We start from the raw sequence: 12,642 nt of genomic DNA, 5'->3' as shown, positions 1-12,642 counted from the left end.
CGGTCTCCGTCGGGCTCCGCCGGGTCCCGGGAGGATCCGACGGAGCCCGACGGCGGACGACCGGCGCCGGGCGGTCGTCGACCGAGGACGCCCGGCGCCGCCGGGGAGGGCGCACGCTCCCGGTGGCATCGCCCGCGGGGTGCGGTCAGTGCTCGCGGGGCGCGGGCACCACGCGCTCCACCTCGGGGTGGACGGTGAGCAGTTGGCGCATGGCTCCCTCGGCGGCCGCGCCGTCTCCCGACGCCAGCGCGTCGACGATGCGGGCGTGCTGGGTCAGGGCGGATTCGTTCGGGCGGTCGCAACCGGTGACCGGGCCGCCGGAGACCTGGAGAGCCGCCGAGACGATGCCCGAGAGGTGCTCCAGCATGCGGTTGCCTGCGACTTGGATGAGCAGAGAGTGGAACTCCGCGTCGGCCCGCGAGAAGGTCAGGGAGTCGCCCTGGCCCATGGCGTGGCCCATGATCTCGACCATGTCGCCGAGCCGCTGCTGCACCTCCTCGCGTCCGTGCCCGGCGGCGAGGCGCGCGGCGAGCGGCTCGATGGTCCAGCGCAGCTCGCTCAGCTCACGGCGCTGGTCGTCGCGCTGAGGCCCGAAGGCCCGCCACTCGATGATGTCCGGGTCGAGGAGGTTCCAGTCGCTCACGGGGCGCACGCGCGTGCCGACGTTCGGGCGTGCGCTGACCAGGCCTTTGGCCTCCAGGACACGCAGCGACTCACGGACGACGGTACGGGACACCTCGAAGCGCTGGCCGATCTCCTCGGGCACCAGCGGGCGGTCCGCACCCAGGTCGCCGGAGACGATCATCTGGCCCAGCTGCTGGACGAGTTGGCCGTGCAGTCCGCGTCCGCGGCTGCCCGCGGCGCGCCTGCCGACGCGGCCCAGCTCCGGGTCTGCGGCCTCCCACGAGGGTGTGGCGACGCGGTCGGCGACGGGCGCCTCGGCGTAGGGGTAGCGGTCGAGTTCGCCCGGGCCGGCCAGGCCGGAGTCTGCGGAGCGGGCGGCGGTCATCATGGTGGTGTGCGCAAGGGTACTCACGGATCCTTTGTCGGCGTCGTCTCCAACTCCCTTGAGGTCTTTGGTGAAAAGCACACGAAAGGGTGATCGCTCACCCCGTCGCAATTGACGCCTTATCGGAAAGAAATGGGCGTCCTTCGAGGCAGTTGTGCACACAGGGGAACGGATGGGCAAGGAAGATTGTCATCGGACTCTCCCGCGCAGGGCTGTGAACAGATACGTGCACATCAGCGCGGTCAGGGACAAGGTGAGTGCGCTGCCCACTGGTTGAACGATCACACGTACCGCGGCGGCGAGATACCGCCCCGCGCCGAAGGGCCATTGCAGCAGCGCAAGCTCACGCATCCGCGCGGAGAACCCCGCAGCGGTCCGCACCGAGGGTCCCGCCGGCACCTTCTCGACGAGGGGTACGACGACGACGGGGACCGCGACCACCGCGGCGAGCCCGGCGGTCGTGGACCGGAAGATGCCGGCCGCCAGCACCCCGGCCCAGGCGCACCCCACGACCAGCCCGACCCAACTGGCGCCGAGGGAAAGCCAGTCGTCGGGAACCTGGGCGAGCTCCCGGCCGTACAGGAGGTAGAGCGTCTCGAGGTCGCAGCCCACGGCGAGGAAGGCCAGCACCAGTGCCGTGGCACCGACGACGATGAGCTTCGCGGCGAGCAGCCCCAGGCGACGGGGGACCGTCCCGCGGTCCGCCGTCAGCGCCGGGTGGCGGAACTCGTCGCCGAAGGCGACGGCGCCGAGCAGTCCCGCCCCGAGCGCCGCGGGCGGCAGTGGGAGCTCGGTGGGCCAAGCGGCCAGCAGGCGGCGCTGCGGGGTGTGCCCGATGCGGGCGAGGAGGACGGAGAGAGCGACGGAGGCGGCGAGCACGGCGACCGCGATGAGATAGCCCGTGCCGACCCCGGCGGCGCGGCGCAGTTCATAGCGCAACGGACGCAAGGGGCCGGGAGTGGTCCGGACGGTGACGGGCGGCGGCAGCGGGGGCAGATCACCGGGATTCAGCACCTCGGCCGAGGGGGGCGGAGCGGCCCCGGCGTTCGCGGTCGGCCCCATGTCGCCGAGTTCCTCCGCGAGTTGATGTACGAGGATGCCGTGCCGGAAAGCGGTCTCGCCGACGTCGGGGCAGGTACTGCCGTACACCGTCAGCCGGTTGCCGTCCTCGTGGACGACCTCCACCGAACGTTGCGCCGCCCTGGCCTCCTTGGCGAGCAGGGCTCCGAGACGGTCGGCGTGCGGGCTGCGGACGGCCACGCGCGGCCGCAGCCGGGTGCGGGCGAAGTCGGTGACCTCCTGGTCCGCGACGACCCGGCCGTGGTCGAGAGTGATGACGCGGTCGGCGGTGCGCGCCGCCTCCTTGGCGTCGGCGGTGGCGAACAGGACGGTGCCGCCCTGGACGGCGTGCGCGCGCAGAATGCCGTGCAGCCAACGGCCGTCACGGGCGGAGAGCCCGTCGGCGGGATCGTCCAGCACGAGCGCGTGCGGGTCGGCCAGCAGGGCGCAGGCCAGACCGAGACGGCGGTCCATACCGCGCGAGAGGGTGCCCAGGCGCTCGCCGCGCAGACTGACGAGTCCGACCGCTTCCAGGACTTCGTCGGCGCGACGGACGGGCACGCCCGCCGCGGCACACAGCATCCGCAGCTGCCCGCGGACCGTACGCGCGGGATGACCGGGGACGTCGCCGAGGAGGACACCCACTTCGCGGCGGGGGTGGGCGATGCGGTGCAGCGGATGGCCCCGGAAGTAGGTGATGCCACGGCCCGGTTGCACCTCGAGCATGAGCCTGAGCACCGTCGTCTTGCCCGCGCCGGAGGTCCCGAGGAGCGCGGTGACGCGACCTGCGCGGGCTTCGAAGGACACGTCGTCGACGGCGGCCGGAAGGTCCCTGCGGGGATTGCTGGTCAGTCCGATCGCCTGAATCACCCGAAGCAAGATAGCGCGATATGTCCAATTTTTCGGGACCTTGAAGGGCTGTCAGGCCTCGACTCCTCCCCCTCCGGTGTCGAGCTTGGAGCTCCCTGCCGACCGGCCGGTGCCGGGCCTACTGTCAGACCTCGGGACGCAGCATCGGCGGATTGAGCAACGTGGCGCCGCCGGCACGGAAGAGCTGCGCGGGCCGGCCGCCCTGCCGCGTGGTCGTGCCGCCCGTGGGGACGAGGAAACCGGGCGTGCCGGTCACCTTGCGGTGGAAGTTGCGCGGATCCAGCGCCACGCCCCACACCGCCTCGTACACCCGGCGCAGCTCTCCCACGGTGAACTCGGGCGGGCAGAAGGCGGTGGCCAGCGAGGAGTACTCGATCTTGGAACGGGCACGCTCGACGCCGTCCGCCAGGATCTGTGCGTGATCGAAGGCGAGCGGCGCGGCCTGCTCCCCGTCCCTGCCGTAGCCGCCCTGCTGCAGCAGCTCCTCAACAGGCGCCCAGCGCGCGCTGTTGGCGTCACCGCCTGCCCGTGGCGCCGGCAGGTCGGGAGCGAGCGCGAGATGGGCAACGCTGACCACCCTCATCCGCGGATCACGCTTCGGATCGCCGTACGTGGCCAGCTGCTCGAGGTGGGCGCCGTGGTCCTGCGTCGGCGCGGACGGGTCGTGGGCGCGCAGGCCCGTCTCCTCGGCCAGCTCGCGTGCAGCGGCCTGTGCCAGGTCCTCGTCCGCCCGTACGAATCCGCCCGGGAGCGCCCACCGGCCCTGAAAGGGCGGCTCACCCCTTCGCACCGCCAGCGCGCACAGGGCATGGCGGCGCACGGTCAGCACGACCAGGTCCACGGTGACGGCGAAGGGCGGAAAGGCTGACGGGTCGTAGGGCATGCCGCGATCATAGTCGTCTTCCTGACGATAAACACTCCCTTCGTGGACCGCTTCCACAGCTGATCCGCTTCTGTTCGGCAGGCATCCCGTCGGTGGCCACCGTCTGCGGTCCGGACACGTCGCCCAAGGTCACACCCCAATTGCAGCCATTCGGCCGCCTCCCCGGCACGGCGACCCGGAGTCGGCCGACACGGACGGAGAAGGGGGCACCGGCGAGTCTCAGCCCCGTCAGGACGATCTCGCCGAGCGGAGCGCTGCGATCCGGGCACGAGGTCAACGTCCCGGCCGGGGCGTCCGGGCGGATTCCGGCGAGCGCGGTCAGCAGGAGCCCCCCGGGGCGGCCGCCGGGCGGCGCGACGGCAGGCCACTGGATGCGGCAGCGGCGCACCCCCTTCGGTGCGGGGCTCACCCGCGAACGTCTCGGGCAGCCGGTATCCGAAGGTCTCCGCCGCCGACAGCATCCCGCCCAGTAGAGCCCGCTTGCCTCCTTCTCCTGGCCGTCGGCTGCCAGGCCCGGGACGGCGATGGCCGTCTCCTGGACCCACTCGGCTCCCCCACGGCGTCCGAACGGGTGTACACCGCCTCGTTGGCGCCCAGGCCGCGCAGTCCCCATCCGGGGTCCATGGCGGGACCTCCGAGCAGCCGCGCGAGCTGCTCGGTCCGCGACCTGTCCGGCAGGCCCGGAGCCAGAATCATCCAAGCCTGCACCGCATGCGGCTCCCGCCCCGCCGCCCGCACCTGACAGCGGGAGAGCACGCGCCGACCCGCTCGGTAGAACCCCTCCAGGCCTCGCCCCGTGAGCTGCCCCTCCTGCGTGGAGATCGCCGCTGCTGGCAGGGCGGCGTGGATCAGCGAGGTGGGGGCGGGCGGCAGATCGGCGGTGCGAAGCGTCGGTGAGACAGGGCTTGGGGCGGGCCGGAAGCCTGCGGCCGGTCCGGGTGCACTGTGGGAGCGGCGTCCCGCCCGGGCCCACGACCGCGGCTGGTGGACCTCCCGGGAAGCACAGGCCTGGTAAGGGGGTGGCGGGACGTCTGTGGGCGTCGCGGTCGAGGGACGGTGTGGACGGGGCATGAGGCTCCGGATGGTCGTGAGCGGTGCGGCGGCGCGGCCCGAGCACGGGTTCCGCCCCTCAGGTGAACGGAAGGGGCGCTGCCGGGGTCACGCCTGAAGGAGGGGAAGCCGACCGAAGGGTGGTGGCACGAGGAGCGGGAGATGTTCATGTGTCTTCCTCTCCCGCCCGCCCGTCAAAGCCGCGGCGAGACCTCGAGCGCCTGGTGGCGCCGTCGGACGCGCGCCGTGATCCGTCATCTGCCGCCGCGGTGTCGGCGGGGCGCCGATGGCGGGCCTCGAACGCCTCGGTGGACCGGCGCGGCGGCCGGCTGCCGCCACCCATCGGGCGCGCTTTGCGGTGCCGACGGGGCGTGGCCGTCGAATGAGGCCGCCGCGCCGGGATCGGGGCCTGCGCCGGGACCGGCGGCAGGTTCTCGGTGACGGCCGGCGCCGTGGCGACCGGCCCTTCGCCCGCGCGGCCGGCTTCCTTCCCCGCGCGGCCCGCTCGCCCGGTGCGCAAGCAGCGGCGGACGGTCTCCGGGTCCAGGCCTTCGTTGCAGGCCTGGTGCAGGAGGCGCGCGAAGAGGTAGTCGGGGTCCGCGCCCAGAGCCATGGCGAGGGCTTCGCGGGCCTCGAGTTCGTCGCCGGTCGACCAGGCGACCCATCCGGCGAGCGTCAGCGGCGCGGCGGCGTGTTCGGCATACGAGCCGACGCACCGGCGGGCCAGGGCGCGCCACAGCCGCAGCGCAGCGGCGGCCTCCGTCCCCTCCATCCACTCCGCGGCACGGTCGCGGGTGGCGCGGTCCTGCAGGCCGAGGATCAGGGCCGCGGCCTCGTCGTGTCCGAGCATCTCGTCGTCGCGACGGTCCGCCGCCGACGCTCCGGAGAGGGGAGGGGCCTCGGCGAGTCGCGCCATGACCCGCTCGGCCAATCCGAGCGTCTCCGCCGCGACCTCATCACGGGTGTCCCCGCCCAGAATCCTCGGGACCAGAGTCAGACTCGCGGCGTCCAGCGCGACCTCCTGGTCCAGCGCGGCCCCCGTCTCACGCGGAATCAGCCTCGCCCTGAACTCCTTGAGGCTGCCGCGGACCTGAAGGCCCGCGTAGGTCGCGGCTGCGGCCAGGACCGAGGTGCCGGGCAGGCCCATGGGCTGTCCCTCGGGCGGACAGCAGTCGGGGCTCGGGCAGCAGTACGACCAGAAGCGGCCGTCGGAGATGCACAGGGCCTCCACCACCGGGATGTCGAAGGCGCCGCAGGCCGTGCGCAGCGACTGGGCGAGCGGCCGCAGGCGTTCCATCACCTCGCGTCCCGTCTCCCCGCTCACCGGTTCCTGGACGAGGTAGGCGACCATGCTCTCCGGCCGGGCGCCTCTGCGCTCGCTGCCGGTCACCAGGCCGTGCGCCAGCTGTTGGGCGACGGAGCCCCAGTCGTCGGGGTGGGTGGGAATACCGAGGCGTGCGCGTCCGCCGAACCTCCCACGCCTGTCCCGGTCGTGCAGTGCGACCAGCACAATGCTGTCTTCGGGGCGATACCCGAGCAGGTACGGCAGCGCGTCGGCCAGCTCGGCCGGGGTGCGCAGCGTGACCTGGGCCTCGCTGCCCGGTCGCGCCGAGGGGCCGTGGTCCGTGTAGGCGGCGGCCTCGCCGCCGTGTGCGAATCCGCCCATGTCACCGGTGCCGGAGGAGCCGGCCGCTTCGTCGTGGTTCGTCATGCCGCGACCTTCTCGCGGATCTTGGAATTCCGCTTGGGCTGTGGATAACCATGGCCATGAGCACGCCAGGACTTGTCCACAGGTCGCGGTACTCGTTCGCACGATGTCCGACCCATCGGGTTGCATGGATGCCATGACCGACGAACACCCGCGTCCCACGACGCACGAATCCACGCCCGCCGCTGCGGACGACCTGCGCACCCCGGCTCAGGACCCCAGCGCCCCGGCCGCGGCCGAGGGCTGCCTGCGCGCCACGGCAGACGCCGTCCTCGCCCGGCTCATCGGCGCGCGAGCCGACGAGGCCCGGCTGCGCGAGGACCAGTGGCGTGCCGTCGAGGCGCTGGTGGCGGACCGGCGCAGAGCCCTGGTCGTACAGCGCACGGGCTGGGGGAAGTCCGCGGTGTACTTCGTCGCGACCGCGCTTCTGCGCGAGCGCGGCTCGGGCCCCACGGTCATCGTCTCCCCGCTCCTCGCCCTCATGCGCAACCAGGTGGAGGCCGCCGCCCGCGCCGGCATCCACGCCCGCACCATCAACTCCTCCAACACGGAGGAGTGGGACACCATCCAGGCCGAAGTGGCCGAGGGCCGGGTGGACGTCCTGCTCGTGAGCCCGGAGCGGCTGAACAACCCCGACTTCCGCGACCGGGTACTTCCCCAGCTCTCGGCCGCGACCGGTCTGCTCGTCGTCGACGAGGCCCATTGCATCTCGGACTGGGGCCATGACTTCCGCCCCGACTACCGCCGGCTGCGCACGATGCTCGCGGACCTCCCGCCCGGCGTCCCGGTCTTGGCGACGACCGCGACGGCCAACGCGCGCGTGACGGCCGACGTGGCGGAGCAACTCGGCACCGGGGCCGGCACGGACGCGCTGGTCCTGCGCGGGCCCCTGGACCGGGAGAGCCTGAGCCTCGGCGTGCTCCAGCTCCCGGACGCCGCCCACCGCATGGCCTGGCTCGCCGAGCATCTGGGCGAGTTGCCCGGATCCGGGATCATCTACACGCTCACGGTGGCGGCGGCCGAGGAGGTCACGGCGTTCCTTCGGCAGTGCGGGCACACGGTGGCCTCGTACACCGGGAAGACGGAGAACGCGGACCGTCAGCAGGCCGAGGAGGACCTGCTGGCCAACCGGGTCAAGGCGCTGATCGCCACCTCCGCTCTCGGAATGGGCTTCGACAAGCCCGACCTCGGTTTCGTGGTGCACCTCGGTTCGCCCTCGTCGCCCATCGCCTACTACCAGCAGGTGGGGCGCGCGGGCCGCGGTGTGGAGCATGCAGAGGTGCTGTTGCTGCCGGGCAGGGAGGACCAGGCGATCTGGGAGTACTTCGCGTCGATCGCGTTCCCTCCGGAGGAGCAGGTCCGGCGCACGCTCGACGTCCTGGCGAGTGCGGGCCGCCCCCTGTCGCTGCCCGCCCTGGAGCCACTGGTCGACCTGCGCCGGTCCCGCCTGGAGACAATGCTCAAGGTCCTCGACGTGGACGGCGCCGTGCGCCGGGTCCAGGGCGGCTGGATCGCCACGGGCGTCCCGTGGGCCTACGACACCGAGCGCTATGCCTGGGTGGCCAAGCAGCGGGAGACCGAGCAGCAGGCGATGCGCGACTATGTGACGACGACGGTCTGCCGGATGGAGTTTCTGCGGCGGCAGCTGGACGACGAGTCGGCCGCGCCGTGCGGGCGCTGCGACAACTGCGCCGACCCGCGGTTCACCGACTCCGTCTCCCCCGCCGCGCTGGACGCGGCACGCGGTGAGCTCGGCCGCGCGGGCGTCGAGGTGGAGCCGCGGAAGATGTGGCCGACCGGTCTGCCGGCGGTCGGGGTCGACCTGAAGGGACGCATCCCTGCCGGGGAGCAGGCGGCGCAGGGACGGGCCCTGGGACGCCTCTCGGACATCGGCTGGGGCAACCGGCTGCGGCCGATACTGGCGCCCCAGGCACCGGACGGACCCGTGCCGGACGATGTCGCGCGGGCCGTGGTCGGTGTGCTGGCCGACTGGGCGAAAGGGCCAGGCGGTTGGGCCGGCGGAGGACCCGACGCACAGCCCCGTCCGGTGGGTGTCGTCACCATGGCCTCCCGGACGCGTCCGCAGCTGATCCACAGCCTGGGGGCGCGCATTGCGGAGATCGGGCGGCTGCCGCTGCTGGGTTCCGTGGAGTACGCGGGCGATGTCCCCCGGCTGCCCCGTAGCAACAGTGCGCAGCGGCTCAAGGCGCTCGACGGGGCACTGATCGTGCCGCCCGCGCTGGCCGCGGTTCTCAAGGAGTCAGGTGGTCCGGTGCTGCTCGTGGACGACGCGACTGAGACAGGATGGACATTGGCCGTCGCCGCGCGCTTGCTTCGACGGGCAGGGGCGGAGGAGGTGTTGCCGCTGGTCCTGGCCGTGCAGGCGTGACACGCCCGTTCCCTGGGAACACACCAGACAGGCTTGCGGCAGGGGATATTGGCCACGCATCACCAGAAACCGGTTGGGGGCTCCAATTGCTCGTTGCCGCATTCCAGTTCGACGGGAAGAATTGAGGTCCGCTCCCCGCACGGCTTGTCCGTGATCCGACAGGGCTCTGCTGCGGCGTGCGTTCCCCCAAGTCCGACCCCGCCCGCAGTGTGGGCGCGTAGCCGAAGGGAGGATCGTGACCTTCGGATTCGCTCCGTCCTCGGCGGCGTCCATGACGGCCTCTGCCGAACTGTCCGCCGCTTCCGCCAACCCCCTGGCCCGGATGCTCGAGCCCGCGGAATGGGCAGCCGCGGGGATTCCGCTGCTGCGCAACCCCCGCGAAGTCGTCAGCGGGCTGCATGCCCGGCATCGGCCACGCCCCTCCACAGCGGTGGTCGCCGTGCTGGACCCGGACGAACGGCTGCGAGCGAGCGCGTCGTTCACCCGGCGGCCCGTCCCGGCGGACGGCTGGGTCTTCCGCAACGCGCTGCTCGCCCAGCTGCGCCGGGTCATCCCCCACGACCTGCGGCGCCGGACGCCCGTGCGGACGGCGGTGCTGCTCTACTGCCGTGAGGGCGACGCGCGTTGGACGGAGGAGGACGGGGCATGGATGTGGGGCCTGCGGGACGCTTGCACGCTGCACGGGCTGCGCTGCGGTGCGTACATCACGCTGACGTGTGACGGCTGGCAGGTCCTCGGCGAGGGCCGCGGTGGCCGCAGCCCCAACGCTGAGTCACCGCCGGAGGCGTTCGACCTGACAGGAGGACCCCCGCCACTGCCGCGCACCGGGGGCGCCGCCTCGGAGATACTGCGCCGGGCCGCCGCGCGCTGAACAATGCGCCGCCGTCGAGAGCCTCGGCCGCCGTCAGGCCACGTACGACCGCGCGGGACCCAGGGTCCGACCACGCCGGAAGATGCCATCACGGCCACACCGGGAGACCCAGCGGCACAGCCACACCAGGAGACCCAGCGGCGCGACTTCGCCGCGAGACCCACCGGCACTACCGCGACGACCGCGCCAGGATCCCCCATCGCCCGGAGGCGAAGGCAGGACAACCCTCAGGACCGTCCCGCAGGCACCCCGAGGGGCCCGGGGCAAGCACACCGAGGGTCACATCACCGCCCGACCCTGGCACGAACATGCCATATGAACTCGGACTCCGAGCCCGGAGAACCCGGCACACCCACCCTCGCGTACACCGACCCTGGCGCGCTCCGACACGGTTCAGCACCCCTGGCAGCGCATGCCGCAGTGACCGCCGTACTGGTGCCGCGGAGCGGCACCCTCACCGACCGCCGCAGCCGAAGCCCGAAGCGGCGGGCCGGCTCCAGGCCTCCGGCGCGGGCACGGTACGCGAGCGCACCGGACCGGGTCCGGGTCGCTCAGACGCCCGCGCCCAGCACCGAATTGATCTGCTTCGGGTCGCCGCAGACGATCAGCAGGGCACCGGCCCGGCCGAGCGCCAGCGGAAGCGCGGTGGCGACGGTGGCACCGGCGCCGCCGTTGACCGCGACCACGACCACCGGACGGGCGGCGGCACGGGACGCGACGGAGGCATCGGCGTAGAACACGTCGTCACCTGCGTCGTGCTGCGCCCAGTACGCGGCCTCGCCGAAGGAGAGTTCGTGCGCGGCCCACGGGTGCGGCTCGCCGGTGGTGATCACCAGCACCTCACCGGGGGCGCGGCCGGACTCCAGCAGCAGGTCGACGGCTTCCTCGGCGGCGTCCAGCGCACCCTCGACCGAGGCGGGGATGAGCTGGATCTGCGGAGTTGCGATGGGGGCGGAAGGCCCGGGCTTGGCCGCGGCCGGCTCGCGCGAGCTGCGCTGGGCCGACGCCGGCCGGACGGGCCCCGGACGACCGGGACGCGCGGGCGCCGCGGGGCGGGGGCCGGGTACAGGACGAGGGGTCGGCGCGGTGCGGCCTGCGGCCGGAGTAGCGCGGGGACCCTGGGCACTCTCGTGAATCTGAGGCTCCTCGGGAATGAGAGGCATGAGCTGATATTTATCAAACGCCGGTGCGACACGCGTCGGCGGGTGGCACATGAGTGCGATCGGAACCGCTCAGAAGTCGAAGCCGAGCTGTCCCTCGATCTCCGGCACGGTTCCTTCCACCCAGCTGCGGACCTTCTTGAGGTGCCGCCACTTGGGCAGCGCATCAAGATACGCCCACGACAGGCGGTGGTACGGGGTGGGGCCCCGCTCCTCCAGCGCAGCCTTGTGCACGGGCGATGGATACCCGGCGTTGGCCGCAAAACCGAAGTCTGCATGGTCGATACCCAGTTCGGCCATCATTTTGTCGCGGTGAACCTTGGCGATCACCGAGGCAGCCGCGACGGCCACGCACGAGCGGTCGCCCTTGATCACCGTACGGACCCTCCAGGGCGCGCCCAGATAGTCGTGCTTCCCGTCGAGGATGATCGCGTCGGGACGGACGGGAAGCGCCTCCAGGGCGCGTGCCGCCGCGAGCCTGAGCGCGGCCGTCATCCCGAGGTCGTCGATCTCGTCGGGGGAGGCATGACCGAGGGCGTACGCCGTCACCCACTTCACCAGCACCTCGGCGAGTTCGGTACGCCGCTTGACGGTCAGCAGCTTGGAGTCGGTGAGGCCCTCGGGCGGTCGGCGCAGGCCCGTGACCGCCGCGCAGACGGTGACCGGGCCGGCCCACGCACCGCGCCCCACCTCGTCGACACCGGCGATGACCTTCGCTCCGGTCGTTGCGCGAAGGGAGCGCTCGACGGTGTGAGTAGGTGGTTCGTACGGCATGGCGTCCTTAGCCTACGCCGCCGGGATCCCCGTGCGACACCCTGGCTCCCGGGGCAGGGGCGCACACGTCGACGGCCCGTCGACGAGCACGGTCACGGGCCCGCCACTCCCCCCTCGCGGACATCCGGAGAGGGCGGATCAGACCCGGTGCGATCGCAGCAGCGGAATCATCAGCTGGTCGATCATTTCCTCGATGTCCCGCTCGCTCCATTCACTTCCGCACATCTTTGAGCGGTACATCATCATCGCGGGCATGGCGTCGAATACATATGCGTTGGCAGCATCGGACCGCACCTCTCCCCGCCCAATTCCGCGGCTGATGACCTCACGCAACAGCCTGATGGTCGGCTCCACGACACCCTCGTAGATCACGCTGTGGAAGCGTTCAGCCTGCAAGGTGTCGCATTCGTGAATCACCGATCGAAGCGCGAACCCGGGGCGTGAGTACATCGCCTCGCGCGCCTGACGGCACAGCGCCAGAAGGTCCTCGCGCACACTCCCGAGGTCGGGGGCCTCGTCGAAGCGCGGCAGTCCGGACTGGAGCGCGTCCGCAACGAGATCCTCCTTGGACGACCAGCGGCGGTACACCGCGGCCTTGCCGGTCTGGGCGCCGGCGGCGACACCCTCCATCGTGAGGCCATTCCAGCCGACCGTACTGAGCTGCTCCAGCGCGGCTTCGAGGATCGCGCGCTCGAGCACAGCACCGCGTCGGCGAAGGGAGGCCGGCTGAGCGGGTGCGGCCGTCCAGGACGAAGTACCCATCTGTGTTTCTCCGTTGAGCATGGGGAAGCGGGGATTCCGGGATGAGGGCGAGCAGTTGGGCGGCGCGACAAGGCAGTGAATTCAGTGAACGCTTGCGTTCACTGACG

General features: G+C 72.2%; 10 protein-coding genes. 2 read left to right on the top strand and 8 right to left on the bottom strand.

Translation table 11 applies throughout. The annotated features are described in order from the left end of the window. Positions 1–145: 145 nt before the first annotated feature. The 5 genes from AAW14_RS30150 to AAW14_RS30130 all read right to left on the bottom strand — a co-directional run bounded on the left by AAW14_RS30150 (position 146) and on the right by AAW14_RS30130 (position 6,582). Positions 146–1,036, bottom strand: coding sequence for a FadR/GntR family transcriptional regulator (locus AAW14_RS30150; protein WP_265567439.1), 891 nt, complete (start codon positions 1,034–1,036; stop codon positions 146–148). Positions 1,037–1,198: 162 nt separating this feature from the next. Beyond that, complete coding sequence (locus AAW14_RS30145) at positions 1,199–2,938, bottom strand: ATP-binding cassette domain-containing protein (RefSeq protein ID WP_265567438.1); 1,740 nt, start codon at positions 2,936–2,938, stop codon at positions 1,199–1,201. A gap of 124 nt (positions 2,939–3,062) precedes the next feature. Continuing rightward, the gene (locus AAW14_RS30140) at positions 3,063–3,821 is read right to left on the bottom strand and encodes an NUDIX hydrolase (protein WP_265567436.1); all 759 of its coding nucleotides are present in this window, start codon (positions 3,819–3,821) and stop codon (positions 3,063–3,065) included. A gap of 405 nt (positions 3,822–4,226) precedes the next feature. Further along, complete coding sequence (locus AAW14_RS39880; RefSeq protein ID WP_416223397.1) at positions 4,227–4,892, bottom strand: glycogen debranching N-terminal domain-containing protein; 666 nt, start codon at positions 4,890–4,892, stop codon at positions 4,227–4,229. A gap of 145 nt (positions 4,893–5,037) precedes the next feature. After that, on the bottom strand, positions 5,038–6,582 hold the full coding sequence (locus AAW14_RS30130) for a DUF4192 domain-containing protein (protein ID WP_265567435.1): 1,545 nt from the start codon (positions 6,580–6,582) through the stop codon (positions 5,038–5,040). 133 nt (positions 6,583–6,715) lie between these two features. On the opposite strand from AAW14_RS30130, the gene AAW14_RS30125 reads away from it, so the two are divergent. Both AAW14_RS30125 and AAW14_RS30120 read left to right on the top strand, forming a co-directional pair. After that, a complete protein-coding gene (locus AAW14_RS30125; protein ID WP_265567433.1) occupies positions 6,716–8,968 on the top strand; it encodes a RecQ family ATP-dependent DNA helicase in 2,253 nt (750 codons plus the stop codon). A 235-nt stretch (positions 8,969–9,203) separates the two neighbouring features. After that, a complete protein-coding gene (locus tag AAW14_RS30120) occupies positions 9,204–9,839 on the top strand; it encodes a hypothetical protein (RefSeq protein ID WP_265567431.1) in 636 nt (211 codons plus the stop codon). A 551-nt stretch (positions 9,840–10,390) separates the two neighbouring features. On the opposite strand, the gene AAW14_RS30115 is transcribed toward AAW14_RS30120, so the two are convergent. The 3 genes from AAW14_RS30115 to AAW14_RS30105 form a co-directional block, all read right to left on the bottom strand. Next, the gene (locus tag AAW14_RS30115) at positions 10,391–11,002 is read right to left on the bottom strand and encodes a hypothetical protein (RefSeq protein WP_265567429.1); all 612 of its coding nucleotides are present in this window, start codon (positions 11,000–11,002) and stop codon (positions 10,391–10,393) included. Between the two features lie 69 nt (positions 11,003–11,071). Beyond that, positions 11,072–11,773: a ribonuclease HII gene (locus AAW14_RS30110; RefSeq protein ID WP_265567426.1), complete on the bottom strand. Its 702-nt coding sequence runs from the start codon at positions 11,771–11,773 to the stop codon at positions 11,072–11,074. A gap of 138 nt (positions 11,774–11,911) precedes the next feature. Continuing rightward, on the bottom strand, positions 11,912–12,535 hold the full coding sequence (locus tag AAW14_RS30105) for a TetR/AcrR family transcriptional regulator (RefSeq protein WP_265567482.1): 624 nt from the start codon (positions 12,533–12,535) through the stop codon (positions 11,912–11,914). Positions 12,536–12,642: the final 107 nt, after the last annotated feature.

Source organism: Streptomyces hygroscopicus (assembly GCF_026168105.1).
Lineage (GTDB): Bacteria > Actinomycetota > Actinomycetes > Streptomycetales > Streptomycetaceae > Streptomyces > Streptomyces hygroscopicus_D.
Note: the sequence above shows the minus strand (reverse complement) of the source record. Positions and strands in the feature narration are given on the sequence as shown.

Coding starts and splice junctions, on each gene's coding strand:
- AAW14_RS39880 (WP_416223397.1), bottom strand. CDS start 4,892: ATGCCCCGTCCACACCGTCCCTCGACCGCGACGCCCACAGACGTCCCG.
- AAW14_RS30125 (WP_265567433.1), top strand. CDS start 6,716: ATGACCGACGAACACCCGCGTCCCACGACGCACGAATCCACGCCCGCC.
- AAW14_RS30115 (WP_265567429.1), bottom strand. CDS start 11,002: ATGCCTCTCATTCCCGAGGAGCCTCAGATTCACGAGAGTGCCCAGGGT.
- AAW14_RS30130 (WP_265567435.1), bottom strand. CDS start 6,582: ATGACGAACCACGACGAAGCGGCCGGCTCCTCCGGCACCGGTGACATG.
- AAW14_RS30140 (WP_265567436.1), bottom strand. CDS start 3,821: ATGCCCTACGACCCGTCAGCCTTTCCGCCCTTCGCCGTCACCGTGGAC.
- AAW14_RS30105 (WP_265567482.1), bottom strand. CDS start 12,535: ATGGGTACTTCGTCCTGGACGGCCGCACCCGCTCAGCCGGCCTCCCTT.
- AAW14_RS30110 (WP_265567426.1), bottom strand. CDS start 11,773: ATGCCGTACGAACCACCTACTCACACCGTCGAGCGCTCCCTTCGCGCA.